At 60.8% G+C, this 24526-nt stretch carries 26 protein-coding genes; 19 read left to right on the top strand and 7 right to left on the bottom strand.

The window, feature by feature from the left end:
- Nucleotides 1-52 precede the first annotated feature (52 nt).
- Together ACM6JM_RS15365 and ACM6JM_RS15370 are read left to right on the top strand one after the other, a co-directional pair.
- Nucleotides 53-1519: a purine-cytosine permease family protein gene (locus ACM6JM_RS15365; protein WP_163976113.1), complete on the top strand. Its 1467-nt coding sequence runs from the start codon at nucleotides 53-55 to the stop codon at nucleotides 1517-1519.
- A complete protein-coding gene (locus ACM6JM_RS15370; RefSeq protein WP_414882146.1) occupies nucleotides 1512-2441 on the top strand; it encodes a PfkB family carbohydrate kinase in 930 nt (309 codons plus the stop codon). The genes ACM6JM_RS15365 and ACM6JM_RS15370 overlap by 8 nt, the downstream gene beginning before the upstream one ends.
- A 60-nt stretch (nucleotides 2442-2501) precedes the next feature.
- Here the strand turns inward: ACM6JM_RS15370 and ACM6JM_RS15375 are convergent, their stop codons facing one another.
- The 4 genes from ACM6JM_RS15375 to ACM6JM_RS15390 form a co-directional block, all read right to left on the bottom strand.
- The gene (locus ACM6JM_RS15375) at nucleotides 2502-2882 is read right to left on the bottom strand and encodes a Rho termination factor N-terminal domain-containing protein (RefSeq protein ID WP_201815868.1); all 381 of its coding nucleotides are present in this window, start codon (nucleotides 2880-2882) and stop codon (nucleotides 2502-2504) included.
- Nucleotides 2883-2972: 90 nt separating this feature from the next.
- The gene (locus tag ACM6JM_RS15380; RefSeq protein ID WP_011335416.1) at nucleotides 2973-3227 is read right to left on the bottom strand and encodes a hypothetical protein; all 255 of its coding nucleotides are present in this window, start codon (nucleotides 3225-3227) and stop codon (nucleotides 2973-2975) included.
- A 52-nt stretch (nucleotides 3228-3279) separates the two neighbouring features.
- Nucleotides 3280-3624: a hypothetical protein gene (locus tag ACM6JM_RS15385; RefSeq protein WP_039770633.1), complete on the bottom strand. Its 345-nt coding sequence runs from the start codon at nucleotides 3622-3624 to the stop codon at nucleotides 3280-3282.
- Between the two features lie 82 nt (nucleotides 3625-3706).
- Nucleotides 3707-4369, bottom strand: a complete 663-nt coding sequence (locus ACM6JM_RS15390) for an HD domain-containing protein (protein WP_414882147.1) — start codon at nucleotides 4367-4369, stop codon at nucleotides 3707-3709.
- 117 nt (nucleotides 4370-4486) lie between these two features.
- Here ACM6JM_RS15390 and ACM6JM_RS15395 point away from each other — a divergent pair, with 117 nt between their 5' ends.
- The 6 genes from ACM6JM_RS15395 (at nucleotide 4487) to ACM6JM_RS15420 (ending at nucleotide 10338) form a co-directional block, all read left to right on the top strand.
- Entirely contained in the window at nucleotides 4487-4969 is a 483-nt protein-coding gene (locus ACM6JM_RS15395) for a GNAT family N-acetyltransferase (protein WP_039770630.1), read from the top strand.
- 192 nt (nucleotides 4970-5161) lie between these two features.
- A complete protein-coding gene (locus tag ACM6JM_RS15400) occupies nucleotides 5162-6151 on the top strand; it encodes a 2-dehydro-3-deoxygalactonokinase (RefSeq protein WP_414882148.1) in 990 nt (329 codons plus the stop codon).
- Nucleotides 6152-6170: 19 nt separating this feature from the next.
- On the top strand, nucleotides 6171-6791 hold the full coding sequence (locus ACM6JM_RS15405) for a 2-dehydro-3-deoxy-6-phosphogalactonate aldolase (protein WP_039770628.1): 621 nt from the start codon (nucleotides 6171-6173) through the stop codon (nucleotides 6789-6791).
- A 48-nt stretch (nucleotides 6792-6839) separates the two neighbouring features.
- Nucleotides 6840-7988 carry a galactonate dehydratase gene (gene dgoD, locus ACM6JM_RS15410; RefSeq protein WP_007950849.1) on the top strand — a complete coding sequence of 383 codons (1149 nt, stop codon included), beginning with the start codon at nucleotides 6840-6842 and terminating at the stop codon, nucleotides 7986-7988.
- 175 nt (nucleotides 7989-8163) lie between these two features.
- Nucleotides 8164-9474 carry an MFS transporter gene (locus tag ACM6JM_RS15415; RefSeq protein ID WP_414882149.1) on the top strand — a complete coding sequence of 437 codons (1311 nt, stop codon included), beginning with the start codon at nucleotides 8164-8166 and terminating at the stop codon, nucleotides 9472-9474.
- 60 nt (nucleotides 9475-9534) lie between these two features.
- Entirely contained in the window at nucleotides 9535-10338 is an 804-nt protein-coding gene (locus ACM6JM_RS15420) for an IclR family transcriptional regulator (protein WP_039770626.1), read from the top strand.
- 4 nt (nucleotides 10339-10342) lie between these two features.
- Here ACM6JM_RS15420 and ACM6JM_RS15425 read toward each other — a convergent pair whose 3' ends face one another.
- Nucleotides 10343-11395, bottom strand: coding sequence for an NAD(P)-dependent alcohol dehydrogenase (locus ACM6JM_RS15425; RefSeq protein WP_039770621.1), 1053 nt, complete (start codon nucleotides 11393-11395; stop codon nucleotides 10343-10345).
- A gap of 191 nt (nucleotides 11396-11586) precedes the next feature.
- Here ACM6JM_RS15425 and ACM6JM_RS15430 point away from each other — a divergent pair, with 191 nt between their 5' ends.
- Nucleotides 11587-12477 carry an AraC family transcriptional regulator gene (locus ACM6JM_RS15430; RefSeq protein ID WP_074688074.1) on the top strand — a complete coding sequence of 297 codons (891 nt, stop codon included), beginning with the start codon at nucleotides 11587-11589 and terminating at the stop codon, nucleotides 12475-12477.
- A 66-nt stretch (nucleotides 12478-12543) separates the two neighbouring features.
- Here the strand turns inward: ACM6JM_RS15430 and ACM6JM_RS15435 are convergent, their stop codons facing one another.
- Nucleotides 12544-14208: an electron transfer flavoprotein-ubiquinone oxidoreductase gene (locus ACM6JM_RS15435; protein ID WP_039770620.1), complete on the bottom strand. Its 1665-nt coding sequence runs from the start codon at nucleotides 14206-14208 to the stop codon at nucleotides 12544-12546.
- 525 nt (nucleotides 14209-14733) lie between these two features.
- Here ACM6JM_RS15435 and ACM6JM_RS15440 point away from each other — a divergent pair.
- The 10 genes from ACM6JM_RS15440 (at nucleotide 14734) to ACM6JM_RS15485 (ending at nucleotide 24173) form a co-directional block, all read left to right on the top strand.
- Entirely contained in the window at nucleotides 14734-15483 is a 750-nt protein-coding gene (locus tag ACM6JM_RS15440; protein WP_007950859.1) for an electron transfer flavoprotein subunit beta/FixA family protein, read from the top strand.
- On the top strand, nucleotides 15484-16413 hold the full coding sequence (locus ACM6JM_RS15445; RefSeq protein ID WP_414882150.1) for an electron transfer flavoprotein subunit alpha/FixB family protein: 930 nt from the start codon (nucleotides 15484-15486) through the stop codon (nucleotides 16411-16413).
- Between the two features lie 81 nt (nucleotides 16414-16494).
- Nucleotides 16495-17331, top strand: coding sequence for a substrate-binding periplasmic protein (locus tag ACM6JM_RS15450; RefSeq protein WP_103387097.1), 837 nt, complete (start codon nucleotides 16495-16497; stop codon nucleotides 17329-17331).
- Nucleotides 17332-17340: 9 nt separating this feature from the next.
- Nucleotides 17341-17697, top strand: coding sequence for a DUF4398 domain-containing protein (locus ACM6JM_RS15455; protein ID WP_170844868.1), 357 nt, complete (start codon nucleotides 17341-17343; stop codon nucleotides 17695-17697).
- Nucleotides 17694-18506 (top strand): OmpA family protein, encoded by an 813-nt coding sequence (locus tag ACM6JM_RS15460; protein ID WP_039770613.1) that lies wholly within the window; start codon nucleotides 17694-17696, stop codon nucleotides 18504-18506. Before ACM6JM_RS15455 ends, ACM6JM_RS15460 begins: the two co-directional genes overlap by 4 nt.
- A 201-nt stretch (nucleotides 18507-18707) precedes the next feature.
- Complete coding sequence (locus tag ACM6JM_RS15465) at nucleotides 18708-20147, top strand: PLP-dependent aminotransferase family protein (RefSeq protein ID WP_039770612.1); 1440 nt, start codon at nucleotides 18708-18710, stop codon at nucleotides 20145-20147.
- Nucleotides 20148-20221: 74 nt separating this feature from the next.
- Nucleotides 20222-20698: a translation initiation factor 2 gene (locus ACM6JM_RS15470; protein ID WP_074688066.1), complete on the top strand. Its 477-nt coding sequence runs from the start codon at nucleotides 20222-20224 to the stop codon at nucleotides 20696-20698.
- Nucleotides 20699-20864: 166 nt separating this feature from the next.
- Nucleotides 20865-21119 carry a YkgJ family cysteine cluster protein gene (locus ACM6JM_RS15475; protein ID WP_007950870.1) on the top strand — a complete coding sequence of 85 codons (255 nt, stop codon included), beginning with the start codon at nucleotides 20865-20867 and terminating at the stop codon, nucleotides 21117-21119.
- A gap of 41 nt (nucleotides 21120-21160) precedes the next feature.
- On the top strand, nucleotides 21161-21766 hold the full coding sequence (locus tag ACM6JM_RS15480; protein WP_007950871.1) for an START domain-containing protein: 606 nt from the start codon (nucleotides 21161-21163) through the stop codon (nucleotides 21764-21766).
- Between the two features lie 313 nt (nucleotides 21767-22079).
- Nucleotides 22080-24173, top strand: coding sequence for an LTA synthase family protein (locus tag ACM6JM_RS15485; protein ID WP_039770607.1), 2094 nt, complete (start codon nucleotides 22080-22082; stop codon nucleotides 24171-24173).
- Nucleotides 24174-24234: 61 nt separating this feature from the next.
- Here ACM6JM_RS15485 and ACM6JM_RS15490 read toward each other — a convergent pair whose 3' ends face one another.
- Nucleotides 24235-24393, bottom strand: coding sequence for a DUF3309 family protein (locus ACM6JM_RS15490; protein ID WP_169432680.1), 159 nt, complete (start codon nucleotides 24391-24393; stop codon nucleotides 24235-24237).
- Nucleotides 24394-24526: the final 133 nt, after the last annotated feature.

Consider the following 24526-nt stretch of genomic DNA (forward strand, 5'->3'; position numbering starts at 1 on the left):
TCGTTCTGCGTCATTGCCACAATCACAATAAAGGCAAACAGGAGCATTTCTCATGAGTTCATCGACCGCCGGACAAAGCGCCGGGCAACTGGAAACCCGGGGCATCGAACCGGTGCCGGAAGGTGAGTGCAACGGCCATCCGCTGCAACTGTTCTGGGTCTGGTTCGCTGCCAACATTTCCATCCTCGGCCTGCCGCTGGGCGCCACGCTGGTGGCGTTTCGCGGCCTGGCGATCTGGCAGGCAATCATCGTCGCCATTCTCGGCGCTGCCGGTTCGTTCGCGGTGGTGGGGATCATCTCGATTGCTGGCCGTCGCGGTCGTGCGCCGAGTCTGACTTTGTCGCGGGCAATCTTCGGTGTACGCGGCAATATCGGCCCGACGCTGGTGTCGCTGATGTCGCGCCTGGGCTGGGAAACCGTCAACACCACCACGGCGGCGTTTGTGCTGCTGTCGTTGTGCTCGATCCTGTTCGGCTCGCCGGTGGAAGCCAAAAGCGCGCCGGTGCTGACCCTGATCTTCATCGCGATTTTCGTGCTGCTGACCTTGTCGGTATCCGGCCTCGGCCACGCCACGTTGCTGGTGATCCAGAAGTGGGCCACCTACGTGTTCGGCGCGCTGAACATTCTGGTCGGCGGCTTCCTCTGCGCGACCATCGACTGGAGCGCGGTGTTCAACGCCACGCCGGCGCCGATCAGCGCGATGATCATCGGCATCGGCACCATGGCCGCCGGCACCGGGATCGGCTGGGCGAATGCCGGCGCCGACATGTCGCGCTATCAGCATCGCAGCGTCAAAGCCGTGCGTCTGGTGGCTTCGGCGGCGTTCGGCGCGGGAATTCCGCTGGTGCTGCTGATCACCCTCGGCGGCCTGCTCTCGGTGGGCAACAACGACCTGGCATCGGCGACTGATCCGATCGTGGCGATCCGCGACATGCTGCCGACCTGGATGGCCGTGCCGTACCTGATCACTGCATTCGGTGGCCTGCTGCTGTCGAACAACCTGTCGGTGTACTCCGCCGGTCTGACCACGCTGACCCTCGGCCTGAAGGTCAAGCGCGTATACGCGGTGGTGGTCGACATCGTGGCGATCTTCGCCGGTTCGATCTACTTCATGCTGATCGCCGACAGTTTCTACGGCCCGTTCATTACCTTCATTTCCCTGCTGGCAGTGCCGATCACTGCGTGGGTCGGGATCTTCGTGGTCGACCTGATTCACCGTCACTACTACAGCTCGAAAGACCTGCTCGACGTCAGCCCGAGCAGCGCCTACTGGTACAGCGGCGGCATCGAGTGGCGCGCATTCGGCGCGTGGGCGATCGCCATCGTGCTGGGCTTCAGTTTCACCACCATCGGCACCACGGCTGAAAATGTCTGGTTCAAGGGTTTCCTGTCCGACTCCTGGCTGGGCCACAACGGCCTCGGTTGGATCGTGACGTTCGTGGTCGCCGGCGGCATTTACTTTGTACTCGGCGGGGCAAGAGATCGCCGCGCTGCGCAATCCGAGAATGCTCATGCCTAAGATGTTGCACACCGGCCAGGTCATCATCGACCTGGTCATGGCCGTGGATGCGCTGCCGCAGATCGGCGGCGACGTGCTGGCGCAGTCCGCCAGTTTCGAAGCCGGCGGCGGCTTCAATGTGATGGCTGCCGCCGCGCGCAACGGCTTGCCGGTGGTCTATCTGGGTCGCCACGGCAATGGTCGTTTCGGTGATCTGGCGCGGCAGGCGATGAATGCCGAAGGCATCCGTATCGGCATCGAACAGCCTGCAGAACGCGACACCGGGATCTGCGTGGCGCTGACCGATGCGTCGGCGGAACGCAGCTTCATTTCCTACATCGGCGCCGAAGGTGAAGTCACGGCGGCGGAACTGAACAGCGTTGCCGCCGAGGCGGGGGACTACGTCTACGTCAGCGGCTACAGCCTGCTGCACAGCGGCAAGGCCCAGGCGTTGCTGGACTGGACGCTGGCGCTGCCGAAGACGATCAATGTGGTGTTCGATCCGGGCCCGCTGGTGGAATCGCCGGACTCACCGATGATGCAGGCGTTGCTGCCGCGCATCGATGTGTGGACCAGCAACAGCGTCGAGGCGCTGCGTTTCACTGGCGCGGCGGACATCGAAACCGCGCTGGACCGCTTGGCCGTGCACCTGCCGCCGGAGGTGCTGATGGTCGTGCGCGACGGTCCGCATGGTTGCTGGATTCATCAGCGCGGTGAACGTCAGCATGTGCCGGGTTTCAAAGTGCAGGCAGTGGACAGCAACGGCGCGGGCGATGCGCATGCCGGGGTGTTCGTCGCCGGGCTGGCGCAAGGACTGGCCGCTCACGAAGCCGCAAGGCGCGCCAACGCTGCGGCTGCGTTAGCGGTCACTCGCTGGGGCCCGGCGACCGCTCCTGGCACTGCGGAGGTTGATGTGCTGATCAGCAAAAAATGCACTGACTGAACGATCGCAATCGCTGGCTTGCCAGCGATAAGGCCTTCAGCCGTTACATCCAGTCTGGACCTAGCCGGCTCTGCGCAACGCCGCAATCAACTCATCTTTACGCATCGACGAACGCCCGGGGATTTTCCGCTCCCGGGCCTCCTTGCGCAGGCTGTCGACCGTCTGTACTTCGCGTGAAGCCTTGCTGTCGCGCGAATGTCCATCACGGCTCACAGCCGCGCGCCGCGCTGATTCCTTGCGATCCTCGGCCTTGGCACTGGCCGGTTTCCGACGCCCGGAACCTCCGGCCTTCTCGCCGCCGCCGGACTGTTTGTTGACTGTCGCCCAGGCGCGGGCTTCAGCTTCGTCCTTGGACATCCCTTTGTTCTGATAGCTGTCTTCGATGTGTTCGGCTTTGCGCTTCTGTTCTTCAGTGTATTTGGCTTTACTTCCACGAGGCATGGCGAGTCTCCTGGTGGCTGGATGAATCTCTGCATGAGGTCTGGCGCAGGCGGCGCATTCAACCACTGCCTGCGCCAGTGACCGCAAGCGTCAGGTATCGAGTTTACGCGCCGCTTCCACACCCGCAGCGCTGAGCTTGATCGGCAGATTCAGCGAATGCTCTCCCGCTTCATTGCAAGTGATGTGTCCGTGGTGAATCAGTCCACGCTCCTGCAGGGCGGCGAGGGCACTGGCCACGACTTTCTCGCCGCGATAATTGTCCAGAACCTCTTTGCCGAGGCCACTTGGGTGGGCATGCAACAGGCGGGTGAGGACTTCTTTTTCCAGGTTTTTATCGACGTTCATGGTTACCTCTTCAAGGAAGTGGATAAGACACGTTGCGTGGATGAAGCACGGATCACTGTCCTGCGCCTTCAGAACCCGAACCACCCGTGGTGGTTTTCGAGCCGACGCCGGGACCGGCGTTGTCGGGGGCAGCCGGAGCGTCGGGGGTGTTCATGCCGCCCTGGCGTCCGGGATCGCTCCCCTGGGTGCGAGGATCTGTTCCCGTGGCGGGTGGCTGATTGATCAGCGGTACACCGGAACCGTCGGTATTCATACCGGGGGCACTGTTGATGGCGGGAGCTCTTGGCTGGGTAACCGGATCGGTCGGCCCGGTACCGGCAGCGGTGGTCGAGGCGGCGAATACCGCCGGGCTGAGGAGGGTAGCGAATACAAGTGCAGTCAACCTTGACGAGATCATAGGGTGTCTCCAGTGATTGAAATCCTTACCTCCTTTTGGTCTGCCCTCGTGAAAGATTGGTGCCTGATGATCGACGAACGGTTCAGAAGGGCTGAGTGCTTTCGAGGCCGATCTCTTCCTTGAATTGCTCCATGAAACCTTTCAAGCGTCGATGACGGAGCTGTGCCAGACGTTGACCGGCAGCGGTGTGGAAACCGTCGGCGAGGTGCAGCAGTTTGGTCTGGAAATGGTCGAGGCAGAATCGCTTGTCGTCGTAGTCCCTTTCCCGGGCCTCGGGATCTTGCGGGTCGTACAGCGCGCTGCCCATGCGTCCGGCGGTGTAAAAGGTGCGGGCGACGCCGAGCATGCCGAGGGAGTCGAGACGGTCGGCGTCCTGCACCAGTTGCGCTTCGAGGGTGAGCGGGGCGATGTTGGCGGAAAAGCTGTGGGCCTCGATGGCGTGGGTGACAGCGTCGATATTGGCTTCGGACCAATGCATGTTCGCCAGCACCTTCGAGGCTTTTTCCGCGGCCAGACGCGATGCCTGTGAGCGCAGCGGCGAGTTCTTTTCCACCGCCACACAATCGTGCAGCAGCACGGCCGCGAGCAGCACTTCAAGGTCGCCGCCTTCGTCGGCCTGCAAGGTGCGCGCGTTGTGCCAGACCCGTTGCAGATGCGACAGATCATGAGCGCCGTCTTCCGACGGTTCCAGCGCGTGGGGCAGCAGTTCGCCGGCGAGTGAGGCCAGTGGTTCGAATGCGTTCATGAATATCCTTCAGACCAGTCAGAAATCCCTGTGGGAGGGTAGTGTTTGCTTTGCCATGTGACGAGCGCCGCGCGCCGCCTTAGTATGGCGTTTTCCTTTTTCCGACAAGGCCCGTCCATGACGATCGAAATCCGCCCGGCGACCCCCAGCGATGCACCGCAAATCCTCGCGTTCATCACTGAACTTGCAGACTTCGAAAAGGCCCGTCACGAAGTCATCGCCAGTGTTGCCGACATCGAACGCAGCCTGTTCAGCGAAGGCGCCACGGCCCATGGCCTGATCTGCCTGCGCGACGGCTTGCCAATCGGTTTTGCGGTGTTCTTCTTCAGCTATTCGACCTGGCTGGGCAGCAACTGCCTGTACCTCGAAGACCTCTACATCACCCCGGAACAACGGGGCGGTGGCGCCGGTAAAACCCTGCTGCGCCACCTCGCGAAAATCGCCTGCGCCAACGACTGCGGCCGCTTCGAATGGAGTGTGCTGGATTGGAACACCCCGGCCATCGAATTCTACAAATCCCTCGGCGCACAGCCGCAGGAAGAGTGGGTGCGTTACCGCATGGATGGCAAGGTATTGCGCGAGTTTGCCGAGGGCAACTGAGCCGACGTAAACGATCGCAGCCTTCGGCAGCTACTGCAGAGAAAGTCGATATCCCTGCAGGAGCTGTCGAAGGCTGCGATCTTTTTTTGTCTTCGTCCCACAATATGGGAGTGATATTTATATATTGAGATTTATCCGCGCTCAGGTTTATAGTCCAGCTTACTCACTGCCAATAACAAAACAGGTGAAGCGATGCTGGCGCAATTGATCGCGCTCGATTGGGGGACGACCTCACTACGTGCTTACAAACTCGCGGCGGGCGGGCAGGTGCTGGCGCAGCGTTCGCTGTCGTTCGGGATCATGCAGTTGCCGAAGACGCCACGGGTCATCAACGGTCGCGAATGCGCCGAGGGTTTTGAACTGGCGTTCGACGAGGCGTGCGGCGACTGGCTCGACGCGCAACCCGGCTTGCCGGTGATTGCCTGCGGCATGGTTGGCAGCGCCCAGGGCTGGCGCGAAGCGTCTTACCGCGATACGCCGGCCAACGTCGCCGATCTCGGAAAATCCCTGCAAACCGTCCGCAGTATTCGCGGTGTCGATGTGCACATCGTGCCGGGTGTGATTCAGCGCTCGACGCTGCCGAACGTGATGCGCGGCGAGGAAACCCAAGTCCTCGGCGTCCTGCAGAATCTGCCGGTCGAGGCGGGCAATGATCTGCTGATCGGCCTGCCCGGCAGTCATTCGAAATGGGTGGAAGTGGCCGATGGCTGCATCACCCGCTTCGACACCTTCATGACCGGCGAAGTGTTCGCCGTGCTCAGCGAGCACAGCATTCTCGGCCGTACCCAACAGCACAGCGCGACGTTCGACGCCGATGCCTTCGAGCGCGGCGTGCAGGTGGCGTTATCGGCGGAGGGCGAGATCGGCGTGCTGTCGACCCTGTTCAGCGCCCGCAGCCTGGGCCTGACCGGTGAACTCGGCGCCACCGCGCAACCGGACTATCTGTCCGGCCTGCTGATCGGCCACGAGCTGACAGCATTGGCCGCCGTGCAACGACGCCGGCGCAACAGCAAACATCTTCCTTCGATCATCCTCATCGGCAACGCGCAGTTGTGCGCCCGTTACAGCCGGGCCCTCGACGCCTGCGGTTTCGCCCAGGTGACCCTGGCCGAGCAAGCCACCGAGCGTGGTCTGTGGCAACTGGCGCTCGCCGCCGGACTGATCGATTCCTCATCCCGTTAACCCTGACTGGAGGCCTGACATGCTCAAGCAAGCACTGGCGCAAAACGGTCTGATCGCGATCCTGCGCGGCCTGCATCCGCAGGAAGCCGCATCTGTCGGAGAAGTCCTGTACGCGGCCGGATTTCGCGTCATCGAAGTACCGCTCAATTCCCCCGCGCCGTACGAAAGCATTCGTATCCTGCGTAAGACCTTGCCTGCCGATTGCCTGATCGGTGCCGGCACGGTGCTGACCCCGGAACAGGTCGAACGGGTGAAAGAGGCCGGCGGCCAGGTGATCGTCATGCCCCACAGCGATGCCAAGGTGTTGCGGGCCGCGAAAGCGGCGGGGCTGTACTTGTCGCCGGGCGTCGCCACGCCGACCGAAGCCTTTGCGGCGCTGGAGGAGGGGGCGGACATTCTCAAGCTGTTCCCGGCCGAACAGATGGGCCCGGCAGTGGTGAAAGCCTGGCTGGCGGTGTTGCCGGTCGGGACGATTCTGGCCCCGGTCGGCGGCATTACCCCGGAGAACATGCAGGCATTCATCGACGCTGGCGTCAAAGGCTTCGGCCTCGGTTCCGGACTGTTCAAACCGGGCATGACGACTGAGCAAGTGGCGGCCAATGCCAAGGCCTACGTGGCGGCCTGGAAAGCCCTTCGCTAAGACTTTTCCGGCGCTGCGTGCGCTGCATCTAACAAGAGAGACAAGCAGATGAAAATCACCAAACTCACCACCTTCATCGTCCCGCCGCGCTGGTGCTTCCTGAAAGTCGAAACCGACGAGGGCGTGACCGGTTGGGGCGAGCCCGTGGTCGAGGGCCGGGCCCACACGGTTGCTGCAGCGGTCGAGGAATTGTCCGACTACCTGATCGGCAAAGACCCACGCAATATCGAAGACATCTGGACCGTGCTGTACCGCGGCGGCTTCTACCGGGGCGGCGCGATCCATATGAGCGCGCTGGCCGGCATCGATCAGGCGCTGTGGGATATCAAGGGCAAGGCGCTGGGCGTGTCGGTCAGCGATCTGCTCGGCGGTCAGGTGCGGGACAAGATCCGTGTGTATTCGTGGATCGGCGGCGACCGTCCGGCGGACACTGCGCGGGCGGCGAAAGAAGCGGTGGGTCGTGGTTTTACAGCGGTGAAAATGAACGGCACCGAGGAGCTGCAGTTTCTCGATACCTTCGAAAAAGTCGATCTGGCGCTGGCCAACGTTGCCGCCGTGCGCGATGCGGTGGGGCCGAACGTCGGCATCGGTGTCGACTTCCATGGCCGGGTGCACAAACCGATGGCCAAGGTCCTGATGAAGGAACTCGACCCGTACAAACTGATGTTCATCGAAGAGCCGGTGCTCAGCGAAAACTATGAAGCGCTGAAGGAACTGGCTCCGCTGACCAGCACCCCGATTGCCCTCGGCGAGCGGCTGTTTTCGCGGTGGGACTTTAAACGTGTGTTGAGCGAAGGTTACGTCGACATCATCCAGCCGGATGCGTCCCACGCCGGTGGCATCACCGAGACTCGCAAAATCGCCAACATGGCCGAAGCCTACGACGTGGCGCTGGCACTGCACTGCCCGCTGGGGCCGATTGCACTGGCGGCGTGTCTGCAACTGGACGCCGCTTGTTACAACGCGTTTATCCAGGAGCAGAGCCTGGGCATCCATTACAACGAGAGCAATGACCTGCTCGACTATGTGAAGGATCCACGGGTGTTCGATTACGACAAAGGCTTCGTGAAGATCCCCAACGGCCCGGGCCTGGGGATCGAGATCAACGAGGAATACGTGATCGAACGCGCGGCGGTTGGCCACCGCTGGCGCAACCCGATCTGGCGTCATGCCGATGGCAGTTTTGCCGAGTGGTGAGTCGCTGATTTCCTTCTAAGCGATCGTTCCCACGCTCCGCGTGGGAATGCCTCAATGGACGCTCTGCGTCCGCTCTTGGGACGCAGAGCGTCCCGGGCTGCATTCCCACGCGGAGCGTGGGAACGATCTCGCCAACAACCCTCGACCTCAATAAACATAAGAAGAGGCGCTCCCCATGCCACCGCAAACCCTCACCGGGCAAGCGACGTTAGTCACGCCCAGCCGCAAGCGATTTTTCATCATGGTGTTGCTGTTCATCACCGTGGTCATCAACTACCTCGACCGCAGCAACCTGTCGATTGCCGCCCCTGCACTGACGACGGATCTGGGCATCGATCCGGTGCACGTCGGGCTGATCTTCTCGGCGTTCGGCTGGACCTACGCCGCCATGCAGATCCCCGGCGGCTGGCTGGTGGACCGGGTGCCGCCGCGCATCCTTTATAGCGTCGCACTGTTGCTGTGGTCGCTGGCCACGGTGATGCTCGGTTTCGCCGCCAGTTTCATCGCGCTGTTCGTGCTGCGCATGGCGGTCGGTGCGCTGGAAGCGCCGGCGTACCCGATCAACAGCCGCGTGGTGACGACCTGGTTCCCCGAGCGTGAGCGGGCCACGGCCATCGGGTTCTACACCTCCGGGCAGTTTGTCGGGCTGGCGTTCCTGACCCCGGTGCTGGCGTGGCTGCAACATGAATTCGGCTGGCACATGGTATTTGTCGCGACCGGCGCGGTGGGCATCATCTGGGCGGCGATCTGGTACGCGGTGTATCGCGAACCGCGTGATTTCAAAGGCGCCAACCAAGGCGAAATCGACCTGATCCGCGAGGGCGGCGGGTTGGTGGACATCGCCGCCGAAACCGCCGGGGTGAAGGCGAAATTCAGCTGGACCGATCTCGGCATTGTCCTCAGCAAACGCAAGCTGTGGGGGATCTACCTCGGCCAGTTCTGCCTGAACTCGACGCTGTGGTTTTTCCTGACGTGGTTCCCGACCTACCTGGTGAAATACCGCGGCATGGACTTCATCAAGTCCGGTCTGCTGGCGTCGCTGCCGTTTCTCGCCGCGTTCATCGGCGTGCTGTGTTCCGGGTTCTTTTCCGACTTCCTGATCCGTCGCGGCTGCACCGTCGGGTTTGCGCGCAAGTTGCCAATCATTGGCGGGTTGCTGATTTCCACCTCGATCATCGGTGCCAACTTCGTCGAATCGACACCATTGGTGATTGCCTTCCTGGCGCTGGCGTTTTTCGGCAACGGATTGGCGTCGATTACCTGGTCGCTGGTCTCGACACTGGCGCCGGCGCGATTGCTGGGTTTGACCGGCGGGGTGTTCAACTTCATCGGCAACCTGTCGGCGATTGCCACGCCGATTGTCATCGGCTTCCTCGCCAGCGGTGATTCGTTCGCCCCGGCGATCACCTACATCGCGGTTCTGGCATTGATCGGTGCTTTGTCCTACGTGCTGCTGGTAGGCAAGGTCGAGCGCATCAAGTTGTAGTCGGCTATGTCGGGCTACCATAATGCCGCCCGTTCCCTCGCTCAACGCTAAAGGCTGGATATGCAGGAAGACGCCCCAAAAACCGCCAAGGACGCCGCGCCGACCGGCACCCAGACCCTGCTTCGCGGGTTGGGTGTGGTGCAGGCCGTCGCCAGTGGCGCCCGTGATCTCAAAGAGATTGCCCGCCTGATCGGTACCACGCGCAGCACCACCCATCGTCTGGCCAGTTGTCTGGTGGATGAGCGCTACCTGCGCGTCGTGCCGCAAGTCGGTTATCTGCTGGGGCCGAAGTTGATCGAACTGGGTTTTCAGGCGCGTGAAGAATTGCCGCTGGTGACCCTGGCCGGGCCGTATCTGGACGAGTTGTCGGCGCTGACCGGCGACACCGTTCACCTGGGGATTCGCGAAGGCGACGAGGTGCTGTACCTGTTGAAGAATCCGGGGCGCAACGGTCCGGAAATGCGTTCGCGGGTCGGCCATCGCATGCCGTTGGCGCGGACCGGGATCGGCAAAGCCTTGATGCTGGATGACGCGCCGCAGGACTGGCAGCGCCTGTACGACATCAGCCTGCCGGCGGGTGGGAAAAGTCAGTTCTGGCCGCAGCATCCCCAGCAGTCGTGGGAGCAGATGGAGCAGCGGATGACCGAGTACGTGGCCGGCGGCTACGCGTTCGATCTGGAAGACAACGAACCGTCGATCCGCTGCGTGGCGGCGCCGATCCGCGACGCGAGCAAGCGCATCGTCGCAGCGATCAGCATCGCCAGCACCGTGCCGTACATGCCGCTGGAAAAAATGGCCGAGCTGATTCCCCTGATCAAAGGGGTCACGGCCCGGCTCTCGGCAGAACTTGGCTTGAAGGTCTGAGGAATCAGAGCTTCAGAGTCGCCATGTCGATGACGAAGCGATACTTCACATCACCGGCGATCATGCGGGCGTAGGCTTCGTTGATCTGGCGGATGTCGAGCATTTCGATGTCGCAGCTGATGTTGTGCTCAGCGCAGAAATCCAGGACTTCCTGGGTTTCGGCAACGCCACCGATCAACGAGCCGGCCAGTACCCGGCGACCCAATACCAACTTGGCGGCGTGGACCGGCGGATCGATCGGTTCGATCAGCCCCACCAGTATGTGCACACCGTCGAAGCGCAGGGTGTCGAGGTACGGATTCAGATCGTGCTGCACCGGAATCGTGTCGAGCAGGAAGTCGAAACGACCGGCAGCGGCTTTCATCTGCTCTTCGTCGGTGGAGACGATCACGTGATCGGCGCCCTGACGACGACCTTCCTCGGCCTTGCTTGCCGAACGGGTGAACAGCGTCACTTCGGCGCCCATGGCCTTGGCGAACTTGATGCCCATGTGGCCGAGGCCGCCCATGCCGAGAATCCCGACCTTGTCGCCGGCCTTCACGCCGTAGTGCTTGAGCGGCGAGTAGGTGGTGATGCCGGCGCAGAGAATCGGTGCAGCGGCCGCCAGGTTCAGCTTCTCGGGAATGCGCACCACGAAGTGTTCGCTGACCACGATGCTGTCCGAATAACCGCCCATGGTGTTTGTTCCATCGACCCGGTCCGGGGTGGCATAGGTCATGGTCGGGCCTTCGAGGCAGTATTGCTCGAGGTTCGACTGGCAGGCTTCGCAGGTGCGGCAGGAGTCGACCATGCAACCGACGCCAACCAGATCGCCTACCTTGTGTTTAGTGACATTCGCACCAACGGCGGTGACTTTTCCGACGATCTCGTGGCCGGGCATCAACGGGTAAACGGCGATGCCCCATTCGTTGCGCGCCTGGTGGATGTCGGAGTGGCAGACGCCGCAGTACAGGATTTCGATGGCGACGTCGTCGGCCCGAGGGCTGCGGCGTTCGAACTTCATCGGGGCGAGGGGCGTGGTGGCCGTTTGAGCGGCATAGCCGATGGCGGTGTACATGTGAAACCTCGCAAAAGCAGTGACAAGTGAGGCGGCGCATTCTGGGCGCCGTACGCTTGTCCGGCCATGGCGATTCCTCCGGGTGTCATGCCTAATCCTCCGGCATGCGGGGTTGATCGGTCGCATTGGCAAAAGGATCTGCGATGATGCTTTCATCCCTTTTTTCGTGATTTTTTTTGAAGAGCCACCCGATGCAATTGACCCGTCACCTTGATGCCAACGCCACCCTGGTTTCGCTGATCGAACCGCTGGCGCTGCGCGATGGTTACAGCCAGACCGGGCTGCCGGGCGTGCAGGTGTTGCGCGCCAGTTGCGACGTCGCCCGTGGCCCGCACATTTATGAGCCGAGCCTGATGATCATCGCCCAGGGCAGCAAACTGGCGTATCTGGGGCCGCGCACCATGGAGTACGGCGCCGGGCATTACCTGATCCAGGCCTTGCCGGTGCCGTTCGAGTGCGAAACCTATGCGTTGCCGGACGCGCCGTTGCTCGGCGTATCGGTGGCGATCGACCGGGTGCTGCTCGGCGAACTGGTGCTGGCCATGGGGCTGGCGCCGGGGCGGCATATTCCGGCGCAGACCCCAGAGTCGATGACGTCGGTGGTGCTCGACGATGACATGCGTGGTTGTGTCGAACGCTTGCTACGTTGTCTGCACGATCCGCTGGAATGCCAGATTCTCGGCCCGGCGCGGGTGCGGGAGTTGTTGTTCGTCGCGTTGCGCGGACCTCAGGCTGATGTGCTGCGCGCGCTGGTCGAGCAGCAGGGGCAATTTGCGAGGGTGGCGGCTTCGATCAGTCATCTGCATGCGCATTACACCGAGCCGTTGAATGTCGAGACATTGGCCGGTTGCGCGAACATGAGCGTGTCGACCTTTCATGAGCATTTCAAACGCAGCACGTTGCTGTCGCCGGTGCAGTATCTGAAGCGTTTGCGTTTGTTGAAGGCGCAGACGTTGTTGATCGCCGAAGGACTGGGAGTGGCGCAGGTGGCGCATCGGGTGGGGTATCAGAGCACGTCGCAGTTCAGTCGAGAGTACAAACGTTATTTCGAACGCAGTCCGGGGGATGAGCGCGCGGCTTGATCCTGTACAAATCGCGGGCAACAAAAAGGCCCCCATAAAGGGAGCCTTGATGTTCAGCGGATCGACTTACATGTTCGGGTAGGTCGGGCCGCCGGCGCCTTCCGGCGCAACCCAGGTGATGTTCTGCGAAGGGTCCTTGATATCACAGGTCTTGCAGTGCACGCAGTTCTGGGCGTTGATCTGGAAGCGCTTCTCGCCGTCTTCCTTGGTGATCACTTCATATACACCGGCCGGGCAATAGCGCTGTGCAGGTTCGTCGTACAGCGGCAGGTTCTTGCTCAGCGGGATGGTCGGGTCGGTCAGTTTCAGGTGGCACGGTTGTTCTTCTTCATGGTTGGTACCGGAGATGAACACCGAGCTCAGCTTGTCGAAGCTGATCTTGCCGTCGGGTTTCGGGTAGTCGATCTTCTTGCAGTCGGCCGCGAGCTTGAGGCAGGCGTAGTCCGGCTTGGTGTCGTGCAGGGTGAACGGCAGTTTGCCGCCGAAGATGTTCTGGTCCAGCCAGTTGAAACCGCCGCCGACGATGGCGCCGAACTTGTGGATCGCCGGGCCGAAGTTGCGGCTGGCGAACAGCTCCTCGTAGAGCCAGCTCTTCTTGAAGGCGTCGACGTAGGTGGTCAGTTCTTCGGTGCCGTCCTTTTCTGCGAACAGCGCGTCAGCCACGGATTCAGCGGCGAGCATGCCGGACTTCATCGCGGTGTGGCTGCCCTTGATCTTGGCGAAGTTCAGGGTGCCAAGGTCACAACCGATCAACGCGCCGCCCTTGAAGACCATTTTCGGCAGCGAGTTCAGGCCGCCTTTGCAGATCGCGCGCGCGCCGTAGCTGATGCGCTTGCCGCCTTCCAGATATTGCTTGAGCACCGGGTGATGCTTGAGGCGCTGGAATTCGTCGAACGGCGACAGGTAGGTGTTGCTGTAGGAAAGATCGACGATCAGACCGACCACCACCTGGTTGTTTTCCAGGTGATAGAGGAAGGAGCCGCCGGTGTTCTCGGTGCCCATGATGTCCATCGGCCAACCGGCGGTGTGGACCACCAGGCCTGGCTGGTGTTTGGCCGGGTCGATTTCCCAGATTTCCTTCAGGCCGATGCCGTAGTGCTGGGCGTCGGCTTCGCTGTCCAGGTTATAGCGCTTGATCAGTTGCTTGCCGATATGGCCACGGCAACCTTCGGCGAACAGCGTGTATTTGCCACGCAGTTCCATGCCCGGAGTGTACAGGCCTTCTTTCGGATGACCTTCGCGGTCGACACCGAGGTCGCCGGTGATGATCCCGCGTACCACGCCGTTTTCATCGATCAGCGCTTCCTGAGCGGCGAAGCCCGGGTAGATTTCCACGCCCAGGTTCTCGGCCTGCTGAGCGAGCCAGCGGCACAGGTTGCCGAGGGAAATAATGTAGTTGCCTTCGTTGTGCATGGTCTTGGGCACAAAGAAATCAGGGATTTTTTGCGCGCTTTCGGCGTTTTTCAGCACGAAGATGTCATCGCGGGTGACGGGCGTGTTCAGCGGGGCGCCGAGTTCTTTCCAGTCCGGGAACAGTTCGTTCAGGGCCCGTGGTTCGAATACGGCACCGGACAGGATGTGTGCGCCGACTTCGGAGCCTTTTTCGACCACGCAGACGCTGATTTCCTTACCGGCTTCGGCGGCCTTCTGCTTCAGACGGCAGGCGGCGGACAGGCCAGCGGGGCCGGCACCGACGATGACCACGTCGAATTCCATGTATTCGCGTTCCACAGGCTATCTCCTACTCAAGGCTCAACAGTTTTTTTTCTAATTTGGAGGTTCGGTGTCGTATCCGTTATTGCCTTTACGTTAACGTCAAGGGTAATAATGGGCAAACCACCTTTCTCTCTAGGCGGCGCATTATATCTACACCACTCTTAGCGTCCAATACAAACGTTTGTTTGAATCGGCTCCAGCCCAGAGAAATCAAAGAAGCGCGGCTTATGACAGGGCATTTTGGCGTATTGACCAGAATGGGCGTTCCGGTCAAGATACGGGCGGTTTTGCGCTCGCCGTAGGCTGAATGGTGGTTTCAAGAGCACCTCTAAAGACAGGGCGTAGGCGGTAACCGGTGATGCGCAGCGCAGGTTCGGCGCGCAGTTTACACACCGCGAAGCGGCATGACTCGTCGGTCACGACTGACGAACGGTCATCCCGCTCAGCCGGCGTTTTTAGAGGTGCCCTTGTGCCCGATGAGCATCAACCGCCAGGTTCGCCTAGGCGACTTTCTTTTCACCGGAGAGTAACGAGGAATCCATGAAGGTTCTTGTAGCTGTCAAACGCGTTGTGGATTACAACGTCAAGGTTCGCGTCAAGGCGGACAATTCCGGCGTAGACCTCGCCAACGTCAAGATGTCGATGAACCCGTTCTGCGAAATCGCAGTGGAAGAAGCCGTACGCCTGAAAGAAAAAGGCGTTGCGACTGAAATCGTCGTCGTCTCCATCGGCCCGTCCACCGCTCAGGAACAGCTGCGTACCGCACTGGCTCTGGGTGCCGACCGCGCCATCCTCGTCGAATCCGCTGAAGACCTGACTTCCCTGGCCGTGGCCAAGCTGCTCAAGGCCGTGGTCGACAAGGAACAGCCTCAGCTGGTGATCCTGGGCAAACAGGCCATCGACAGCGACAACAACCAGACCGGCCAGATGCTCGCTGCACTGAGCGGCTACGGTCAGGGCACTTTCGCCTCGAAAGTCGAAGTCTCCGGCGACAGCGTTGCCGTGACCCGCGAAATCGACGGCGGCGCGCAGACCGTTTCGCTGAAACTGCCGGCGATCGTCACCACCGACCTGCGTTTGAACGAGCCGCGCTACGCGTCCCTGCCAAACATCATGAAAGCCAAGAAGAAGCCTCTCGAGACGCTGACTCCGGACGCTTTGGGCGTTTCCACCGCCTCCACCAACAAGACCCTGAAAGTCGAAGCGCCGGCTGCACGCAGCGCGGGCATCAAGGTCAAGTCGGTGGCTGAACTGGTCGAGAAACTGAAAAACGAAGCGAAGGTAATCTAAATGACTATCTTGGTTATTGCTGAACACGACAACAAAGTGCTGGCTCCGGCCACCCTGAACACCGTGGCTGCCGCCGCCAAAATCGGCGGCGACATCCACGTTCTGGTTGCCGGCCAGGGCGCTGGCGCCGTGGCTGAAGCCGCTGCGAAAATCGCGGGCGTGAGCAAAGTCCTGAATGCTGATACTGCCGCTTACGCGCATCAGTTGCCGGAAAACGTTGCTCCGCTGGTGGCCGAACTGGGAGCTGGCTACAGCCACATCCTGGCTGCCGCTACTTCCAACGGCAAAAACATCCTGCCGCGCGTTGCTGCCCAGCTGGACGTTGACCAGATCTCCGAGATCATCTCGGTAGAAAGCGCTGACACCTTCAAGCGCCCGATCTACGCCGGTAACGCCATCGCTACCGTTCAATCGACCGCTGCGATCAAAGTGATCACCGTGCGTGCCACCGGTTTCGACCCGGTCGCCGCTGAAGGAGGTTCGGCTACCGTTGAATCGGTTGCCGCTGCTCACAACGCCGGCACTTCCAGCTTCGTCAGCGAAGAGCTGGCCAAGTCCGATCGTCCTGAGCTGACCGCTGCCAAGATCGTCGTTTCCGGCGGCCGCGGCATGCAGAACGGCGACAACTTCAAACACCTGTACGCCCTGGCCGACAAGCTGGGCGCTGCCGTCGGTGCTTCCCGCGCCGCGGTCGACGCAGGTTTCGTACCGAACGACATGCAGGTCGGTCAGACCGGCAAGATCGTTGCGCCACAGCTGTACATCGCGGTCGGTATCTCCGGCGCGATCCAGCACCTGGCCGGCATGAAAGACTCCAAAGTGATCGTTGCGATCAATAAGGACGAAGAAGCGCCGATCTTCCAGGTGGCCGATTACGGCCTGGTGGCGGATCTGTTCGAAGCCGTACCCGAGCTGGAGAAGCTGGTCTAATCCGGCTGCTTCACTTATAAAGAGCCCGACCTTTTGGTCGGGCTTTTTTTTTGTCCGGGATTTGAGTGGGAGCGTTTCGCCATGGATCTGCATCGTCGGTTGAGCTGCTCGTGGTTGCTGGGGCTGGCATTGTTGCCGGGCTTGTCAGTGGCGGCGGGCAAGTGCGAGCGGCTGGTTGTCACCGGCAGCCCGGATGCGCCGCCATACCTCTGGCAGGATCCGCAGAACCCCAAACAACTGATGGGTGCCAGTGCCGATCTGCTGAAGCAAGTGGCCCAGGAGCTGGGGATCAAAGTCGATCTGCTGTACGCCGGCAAGCGTTCCCAGGCCCTCGACGAAGTGCGCAGCGGACGTATGGACATGCTGGCCGACGCGCCGCTGACCTTCAATGAGCTGGAAAACCTCGACTACATTCACCCGCCGTTGCTGGAAAACGATTACCTGGTGTGGACACGCAAGGGCTCGACGCTGGTTTACAGCGAAGCCAAGGACCTGCACGGGCATACCGGAGGCTTGTCGGAAAAGTCTCGAATGACCCCGGCATTCGGCACTTTCGCCGAGCAGCAATTGACCCTGATCCGTACGGCAAACCTGACACAGGCGTTTCAGAAACTTCTGCTGGGCGAGGTGGAATATGTACTCGCCGGTCGCTACTCAGGCATGGCGGCCGCGCAGGCACTGGGCATGGCCAATGATCTGCTGGCTTTTGAACAACCCATCGACCGCCCCGGTCTGTTCCTGGCGGTTTCGCACAACTCGGCCTGCAACGATCCGTGGTTGCGCGGACAGCTGGCCAAAAAGATGACAGAATTGCCCGCGTCCGGCCTGACGGAAGCCGCGCTGCAACGCAACATCGAGCGCTGGAAGGCGCAGCAGCAACAGCCGCCGCAACCACCTGTCAGCGCCCCAAAACAGTAGGGATTCTTAGTGAGTAATCGACTTCTTTTCGCGGCCATGGCCGTTCTGGTCCTGGCCGGTTGCGCCAGCGATCCGGCACCCAACGAACAAATGCGCCTGACCGAGCAGGCCCTTGAGCAAGCCAAAGCCGTGGGCGCCACCGCCGAAGACGTGCCGGAAATGAAACTGGCCGAGGACAAGTTCAACCGGGCCAAAGGCAGCATGGCGGGTGAGTCTTACAAGAATGCGCGGATGCGCTTCGAACAGGCCGAACTCGACGCGCGCCTGGCGGAAGCCAAAGTCCTGACTCAGAAGAGCGAAGAACAAGTGAACGTGCTCAACACCCGCATCGTCCGACTGCGCAAGCAACTGGGGGATGCCCAATGAGCCTGAAGTCCAAAGCCCTGGGCACTTTGATCCTCGCCGGTTGCGCCAGCCTTTACGGCTGCGCCGGTCAGCACAGCGAATCGGCATTGCAGCAGGCCAGCGCCGACTTCCAGAAGGTCAAGGAAGATTCCAACGTGCTGCGTATCGCGCCGAAAGACGTGATCCGCGCCGGTGAATCCCTGGCCCGTGCCGATCGTCTGTCGACGTACTGGGGCAGCGGCTCGGACGTGGTGCATTACGCCTACCTGAGTCAGCGCTACAGCGAAATCGCCCGTGAGCACACCAACCAGGTCCTCAACGAAGAGCGGGCAGCGAAACTGGAACTTGAACGCCAGCGCCTGCAACTGGCCCTGCGCGAGTCCAAGCTGCTGAGTGTGCAACAGCAGGGCAAATGGCTGGAAGAACAGATCGTTGCACTGGCCACTACCCAAACCGACCGTGGTCTGGTGATGACCCTGGGTGACGTGCTGTTCGACACCGGTGAGGCCGAACTGAAAAACTCGGCGAACCGCGTGGTACTGAAGATCGTACAGTTTCTGCAACTGAACCCGAAACGCGTCGTGCGCATCGAGGGCTACACCGACAGCACCGGCGGCAAGCAGGAAAACCTCAAGTTGTCCCGCGATCGCGCGCAGTCGGTGGCCGACGTGTTGACGGACCTGGGCATCGACGAAAAACGCATTCAGGTCGAAGGTTACGGCGACGAATACCCGGTGGACGCCAATGCTTCCGAACGTGGGCGTGCGCAGAACCGTCGAGTGGAAATCGTGTTCTCCGACGAAAAAGGCCAGCTCGGCGCCGCCCGCTGAGGGTGGCGTTACTGGAAAGCCCGGGCTGTCAGGCAGCACCGGGCTTTTTTACGTCTGTCGATTACCTCACAAAGCAGTACAGATTTAACCGACACAGCACTGTATGGTTGACTAATATGGCAACTGTCCCAGTACACTTCCAAACTGTTCCGGTATTGTTTCACACAAGAATAAAACGCCCGTGAAATCGAGTGCTGCGTCATGACCAATCTCTTGCTCTACCAACGTATTGCTCAACAGCTGGCCGAAGATATCCGCCGTGGCGTCTATCAACCGGGCGAGCGCGTGCCTTCGGTGCGCAAGATGAGTTCGCAGCTCAACGTCAGCCATGCCACGGTGTTGCAGGCTTACGCCAATCTCGAGGATCAGGGCCTGATCCGCGCGCGACCGCAGTCCGGCTACTACGTGCACCAGACTCCCGCACTGACCGCGCCCACACCGGACATTGCCCGGGTGGAACGGCCAGGCCTTGTCACCCGCAGCAGCATCATTCAGCAAGTATTGGTCGAATCCCGTCGTGAAGGCGTGTTCCCGCTGGGTGCGGCGGTGCCGAGTGTCGATTATTTGCCGGTGCGCGCCCTGCATCAGCAGTTGGCCAAGGTCACCCGGTTTCACAGTCCCAGGGCGTTCAGCTACATGTTCAGCCCCGGTTTCGAGCCGCTGCGCCGGCAGGTGGCGATCCGCATGCGCGATGCAGGCGTGGTGGTTGATCCCTCGGAAGTGGTGATCACCCACGGTTGCGTCGATGCATTGCAGATGTCGTTGCGGGTGCTGACTCGCCCCGGCGACCTGATCGCCGCCGAGTCACCGACCTATTACGGCCTGTTGCAATTGGCGGATCTGCTGGGCCTGAAAGTCATCGAGATCCCCAGCGACCCCGCCACCGGCATGAGCCTCGAAGCCCTGCAACTGGCGGCGAACCAATGGTCGATCAAGGCGCTGGTGCTGACCACGCGCCTGAGCAATCCACTCGGCGGCACCATGCCCGAAGAGCGGCAGAAACAACTGCTGCGCCTGGCTTCGGACTTCGATATCCAGATCGTCGAAGACGACATCTACGGCGAGTTGATGTTCGAGCAGGGCCGCACCAAGTCGCTCAAGGCCTACGACCGGCTCGACCGGGTGATCTATTGCTCGAGTTTCTCCAAGACGTTATCGCCCGGTGTGCGCATCGGCTGGATGATCGCCGGCAAGTACCAGCAGGAAATCCAGCGCTTGCAGACTTTCAGCACCCATTCCGCGTGCAGCGTCACCCAAATGGCTATCGCGGCCTACCTGGAAAACGGCGGCTATGACCGGCATTTACGGTACATCCGCCAGGAATACCGGAAAAATCTCAGCGCATTCCAGCTGGCGGTTCAGCAGCACTTTCCCGAAGGCACACAGATGACCCGGCCGACCGGCGGATTCATTCTGTGGGTCAGCCTGCCAGGACGGGTCAACACCCAGGAATTGCACGTGCGGGCGCTGCAACAGGGCATCAGCATTGCGCCGGGGTTGATCTTCAGCAACACCGAGCAGTTCAACCACTGCATCCGGTTGAACTGCGGCATCCCGTGGAATCGCGAGGCGGAACGGGCTCTGATGACCCTCGGCATGTTGGCCACCCAGCTCTGCCAGGAGATGGCCGGCGGATTTTGAAACAATGGCGGAGCTTGTCATGTGGCGCCCAACAGGCGAGCATATGGCCCTCTGCCGTTAGCTTCGTTGGGTTCATGAAAGCGAAATTTTCTGCCGCCTGGGTTGTGCTCTGCCTGCTGATGATGGGTCAGGTCCCTGGCGCCATGGCGGCGGCTCAGGAAAAGACGCCGGCGACTGCCACGGCAAAAAAACCGGTCACGGCCAAGAAAACCGTTCCAGCGAAAAAAACACCGCAGAAAAAGGCTGCTCCCGCCAAGAAGCGCGCCCCGGTAGCCTCCAAGTCGAAATCGGCGAAGGAGGTGGCCAAGACGCCGCTGCCGCCTGCGAAGCTCGATTTGAGCCTGCCGAAAGACATGGTTCAGGAATTGAAGCCTCCCGGTTCCGTGACGCTGCCCAAGCGTGAGCCGATCCTGCCGCAGATGTTCGGCGACAAGAACAGCGGGTTCCAGCTCAACGGCCGTTTGCTCAGCAACGAAATGCAGTTGCAGCTGCGTAACGAAGAGCGCCGCGAAGTCGAGGGCGCGGCGCTGGATTTCGAGTTCAAGCAATAAATCGTCCCCGTCGGTGACCCGCAGACCAGACGCTTTGTCGGAGACTGGTCAGTCACTTTCGTTTCTGCGTAAAAACCCCGGTTCAGGCAATTTAAAACAGCCGTTTAAGCGGTTACCCTGTTCGGCGTCCCTTTAACACATTGCCCGCTGCGAGGAACGCGTCGTCATGAAATGCCGTGAAGGCTGTGGCGCCTGCTGCATTGCCCCTTCCATCAGTTCGCCGATTCCAGGCATGCCCGATGGCAAACCTGCCGGTGAACGCTGCGTGCAGTTGTCGGTCGATAACTTGTGCAACATTTTCGGCCGACCGGAACGCCCGGCGGTCTGTTCAGGATTCAAGGCAGATCCCGAAGTCTGCGGCAGCAGCCAGGAAGACGCGATCAGACTGCTCGGCTGGTGGGAGCAGATGACGGCGGCGTGATGTGTCAAACGAACGGAACTTCAACAATAAGGAATAAGACTATGGGTTCGCTGCATCGTATCGCTGTGTTGTGTGGTTTGACTGCCGTGCTGGCCACCTCGGCCGCCCAGGCTGAAGACTGGAAAGTCGCCAAGAACGAGGACGGCATCAAGGTCTCCCTGAGCGAAGTCCCGGGTTCGGACTACAAGTCTTATCAGGGTGTGACCGTGATGAAGACCACCATCGCCAAACTGCGCGCCTTGCAGGAAGACGTCTCCGGGGCCTGCGCATGGATTCACGAGTGCAAGACCCAGAAACTGCTCAAGCACGAAGGCGACCAGAGCTGGACCTACACCCAGTTCAACACCCCATGGCCGGTGACTCCGCGCGATTCGATCCTGCATGTCACCACCGTTGAAGGTGCCGATGGCAGCCTGACCCGTAATCTGGAAGGCGTGCCGAAATACCTGCCTGAAGAAAAGGGCTTTGTGCGGGTCGCTCAGGTCAAAGGCTTCTGGAAGTTCGTGCCAAAGGGCGATCAGGTTGAAGTGACCTATCAGGTTCACACCGAGCCGGGCGGCAGCGTGCCTTCCATGATTGCCAACAAGTTTGTGGTCGACGCACCGTTCAATACCCTGAAAGCCTTGAAAGAACGCGCCGAGAAGTAAACATCGCGTTCATCTGTAAACGCCCCGAAGAACTCGGGGCGTTTTGTTTTCCAGGTTTATTGTGTTTCCGGATATGCGTTGAACGAAATTTTCACAAAGTCTCCAAGACAATTCGCCCGCGCTGTTTGTACCTGTCCCGCCGCGCTGTGCCTTGAATGAAAGTGTCCGGCAGCGGGTACTAATCAATGGCAATGCCGCCGGTGATCGTGCAACATTTGCGCTCCGCGCAAGCCCCGGGGCCTGGAATGGCCAACAGAGGGCAGGGCGCAGCTGAATTTTTGCAACTTCAACTTCCAATGGGTCCTAAAACGACATGGCAAACCCGGACGCCCTGAGTCAGCAGCGATCTTCCAGTCGCCTGCTGCAACCGACCGTCAAATCGCATCTAGCCTACACGCTTCTGTGCGCGCTGGTCATGATGGTGATGTTTTCCGTGCTGCGCCTCGCGCTGCTGGTCTACAACCGCGAGATGATCCTCGACACCCCGGCCTCGACTTTCCTCGAAGCCTTCGCCAACGGCCTGCGCTTCGATATTCGGCTGGTGGTGTATGTCTGCATTCCGCTGGTGCTGGCGCTGTTCAGTGCCCGGGCCATGGCAGCGCGCGGGTTCTTCCGTCTGTGGCTGACCGTTGCTTCGAGCATTGCGCTGTTCCTCGGCCTGATGGAGATGGACTTCTATCGCGAGTTCCACCAGCGCCTCAACGGCCTGGTGTTCCAGTACGTGAAAGAAGACCCGAAAACCGTGATGAGCATGCTCTGGTACGGTTTCCCGGTGGTGCGTTACCTGCTGGCGTGGGTCGTGGGCACGCTGATCCTGACCTTGGCGTTCAAGGGCGCCGATCGTCTGACCCGTCCGCGTGGCCCGTTCAGCGGTGGCAACGTCGGCACCCGTCAAGTGGCGCCATGGTATGCGCGTCTGGCGGTATTCGTGGTGTGCCTGCTGATCTGCGTGGTCGCCGCTCGCGGCACCCTGCGTCAAGGCCCGCCGCTGCGCTGGGGTGACGTTTACACCACCGATTCGAACTTCGCCAACCAGCTCGGCCTCAACGGCACGCTGTCGCTGATCGCGGCCGCCAAGGACCGGATGGGCGAGGATCGCGACAACATCTGGAAAGCCACGCTGCCGCAGGATCAGGCGCAGAAAGTGGTGCGCGAGATGCTGGTGATGCCGGACGACAAACTGGTGGATGCCGATATCGCCGCCGTGCGTCGTGAATACACGCCGCCTGCCGACAAGACCCTGCCGATCAAGAACGTCGTCGTGATCCTGATGGAAAGCATGGCCGGTCACTCGGTGGGCGCACTGGGCGCGCCGGGCAACATCACGCCGTACCTCGACAAGCTGTCGAAGGAAGGCCTGCTGTTCGACCGTTTCTTCTCCAACGGCACCCACACCCACCAGGGCATGTTCGCCACCATGGCGTGCTTCCCGAACCTGCCGGGTTTCGAATACCTGATGCAGACCCCGGAAGGCAGCCACAAGCTGTCCGGCCTGCCGCAGTTGCTCAGCGCTCGCGACTATGACGACGTGTACGTCTACAACGGTGACTTTGCCTGGGACAACCAGTCCGGTTTCTTCAGCAACCAGGGCATGACCAACTTCGTCGGCCGCAACGACTTCGTCAACCCGGTGTTCTCCGATCCGACCTGGGGCGTGTCCGACCAGGACATGTTCGACCGTGGTCTGGTGGAGCTCAAGGCGCGGGAAAACGGCAAGCCGTTCTATGCGCTGCTGCAGACCCTGTCCAACCACACGCCGTACGCCTTGCCGACGCCGTTGCCGGTCGAGCGCGTCACCGACCGTGGCCCGCTCAACGAGCACCTGACCGCCATGCGTTACGCGGACTGGGCGCTGGGCCAGTTCTTCGAGAAGGCCCGCAAGGAGCCGTACTTCAAGGAAACCCTGTTCGTCATCGTCGGCGACCACGGCTTCGGCAACGAGCGTCAGATCACCGAAATGGATCTGGGCCGCTTCAACGTTCCGATGCTGATGATCGCACCGGGCATCCAGGAAAAATTCGGTACCCGTGACCACACCGTGGGCACTCAGATCGACATCGTACCGACCATCATGGGTCGCCTCGGTGGGGAAGTGCGCCATCAGTGCTGGGGCCGCGATCTGCTGAACCTGCCGCAGGGTGACACCGGTTTCGGTGTGATCAAGCCGTCGGGCAGCGAGCAGACCACTGCCATCGTCACCGCTGATCAGATCCTGGTGCTGCCGAAAGAGAAGGAAATGGCGCCGAAGATCTATCAATACGAACTGGGTGCAAACCCGCACGCCGAAGTGGTACCGGATGCACCGCGCACTGCCGAGCTGAAACTCAAGCTCGAAGCGTTCCTGCAAACGGCGACCAAGAGCCTGATCGACAACACCGCCGGTGTGGTTAACGGCAAGCCGGACTGATCAGTCGGCACAATAAAAAAGAGGCCCTTCACAGGGCCTCTTTTTTTTGTCGGTCAAACAGTCATATCCGACCGAGTAACAACAGCACCAACAGGACTACCAGCACTACACCGATAATGCCCGAAGGGCCATAACCCCAACTTCTGGAGTGCGGGAAGACCGGCAGACCACCGATCAGCAACAGGATCAGGATGATGATTAGAATTGTGCCCATGTCTATTTCCTTGTTGATAGTGTCTGTGAAGTCTTGGTGTTCAAGGGCAGCTGGAAGTTGAACTAAATCCAGCCGGCTTACAAATTCCGACTGATGCGCATGAAAGAAAATTCAATGTTTTTTTAAGGTATTTGGCTCG

Origin of the sequence: Pseudomonas sp. IT-P2, assembly GCF_949767575.1 — a bacterium.
In the GTDB taxonomy this organism is placed as follows: Bacteria; Pseudomonadota; Gammaproteobacteria; order Pseudomonadales; family Pseudomonadaceae; genus Aquipseudomonas; species Aquipseudomonas pharyngis.

What these genes read in the sequence shown, in the direction of transcription:
- ACM6JM_RS15450 (WP_103387097.1), top strand. Translation starts at nt 16,495, where the DNA reads ATGGATCTGCATCGTCGGTTGAGCTGCTCGTGGTTGCTGGGGCTGGCA.
- ACM6JM_RS15425 (WP_039770621.1), bottom strand. Translation starts at nt 11,395, where the DNA reads ATGTACACCGCCATCGGCTATGCCGCTCAAACGGCCACCACGCCCCTC.
- ACM6JM_RS15365 (WP_163976113.1), top strand. Translation starts at nt 53, where the DNA reads ATGAGTTCATCGACCGCCGGACAAAGCGCCGGGCAACTGGAAACCCGG.
- ACM6JM_RS15400 (WP_414882148.1), top strand. Translation starts at nt 5,162, where the DNA reads ATGCTGGCGCAATTGATCGCGCTCGATTGGGGGACGACCTCACTACGT.
- ACM6JM_RS15485 (WP_039770607.1), top strand. Translation starts at nt 22,080, where the DNA reads ATGGCAAACCCGGACGCCCTGAGTCAGCAGCGATCTTCCAGTCGCCTG.
- ACM6JM_RS15420 (WP_039770626.1), top strand. Translation starts at nt 9,535, where the DNA reads ATGCAGGAAGACGCCCCAAAAACCGCCAAGGACGCCGCGCCGACCGGC.
- dgoD (WP_007950849.1), top strand. Translation starts at nt 6,840, where the DNA reads ATGAAAATCACCAAACTCACCACCTTCATCGTCCCGCCGCGCTGGTGC.
- ACM6JM_RS15375 (WP_201815868.1), bottom strand. Translation starts at nt 2,882, where the DNA reads ATGCCTCGTGGAAGTAAAGCCAAATACACTGAAGAACAGAAGCGCAAA.
- ACM6JM_RS15460 (WP_039770613.1), top strand. Translation starts at nt 17,694, where the DNA reads ATGAGCCTGAAGTCCAAAGCCCTGGGCACTTTGATCCTCGCCGGTTGC.
- ACM6JM_RS15475 (WP_007950870.1), top strand. Translation starts at nt 20,865, where the DNA reads ATGAAATGCCGTGAAGGCTGTGGCGCCTGCTGCATTGCCCCTTCCATC.
- ACM6JM_RS15480 (WP_007950871.1), top strand. Translation starts at nt 21,161, where the DNA reads ATGGGTTCGCTGCATCGTATCGCTGTGTTGTGTGGTTTGACTGCCGTG.
- ACM6JM_RS15415 (WP_414882149.1), top strand. Translation starts at nt 8,164, where the DNA reads ATGCCACCGCAAACCCTCACCGGGCAAGCGACGTTAGTCACGCCCAGC.
- ACM6JM_RS15445 (WP_414882150.1), top strand. Translation starts at nt 15,484, where the DNA reads ATGACTATCTTGGTTATTGCTGAACACGACAACAAAGTGCTGGCTCCG.
- ACM6JM_RS15395 (WP_039770630.1), top strand. Translation starts at nt 4,487, where the DNA reads ATGACGATCGAAATCCGCCCGGCGACCCCCAGCGATGCACCGCAAATC.
- ACM6JM_RS15465 (WP_039770612.1), top strand. Translation starts at nt 18,708, where the DNA reads ATGACCAATCTCTTGCTCTACCAACGTATTGCTCAACAGCTGGCCGAA.
- ACM6JM_RS15370 (WP_414882146.1), top strand. Translation starts at nt 1,512, where the DNA reads ATGCCTAAGATGTTGCACACCGGCCAGGTCATCATCGACCTGGTCATG.
- ACM6JM_RS15430 (WP_074688074.1), top strand. Translation starts at nt 11,587, where the DNA reads ATGCAATTGACCCGTCACCTTGATGCCAACGCCACCCTGGTTTCGCTG.
- ACM6JM_RS15380 (WP_011335416.1), bottom strand. Translation starts at nt 3,227, where the DNA reads ATGAACGTCGATAAAAACCTGGAAAAAGAAGTCCTCACCCGCCTGTTG.
- ACM6JM_RS15440 (WP_007950859.1), top strand. Translation starts at nt 14,734, where the DNA reads ATGAAGGTTCTTGTAGCTGTCAAACGCGTTGTGGATTACAACGTCAAG.
- ACM6JM_RS15385 (WP_039770633.1), bottom strand. Translation starts at nt 3,624, where the DNA reads ATGATCTCGTCAAGGTTGACTGCACTTGTATTCGCTACCCTCCTCAGC.
- ACM6JM_RS15390 (WP_414882147.1), bottom strand. Translation starts at nt 4,369, where the DNA reads ATGAACGCATTCGAACCACTGGCCTCACTCGCCGGCGAACTGCTGCCC.
- ACM6JM_RS15470 (WP_074688066.1), top strand. Translation starts at nt 20,222, where the DNA reads ATGAAAGCGAAATTTTCTGCCGCCTGGGTTGTGCTCTGCCTGCTGATG.
- ACM6JM_RS15405 (WP_039770628.1), top strand. Translation starts at nt 6,171, where the DNA reads ATGCTCAAGCAAGCACTGGCGCAAAACGGTCTGATCGCGATCCTGCGC.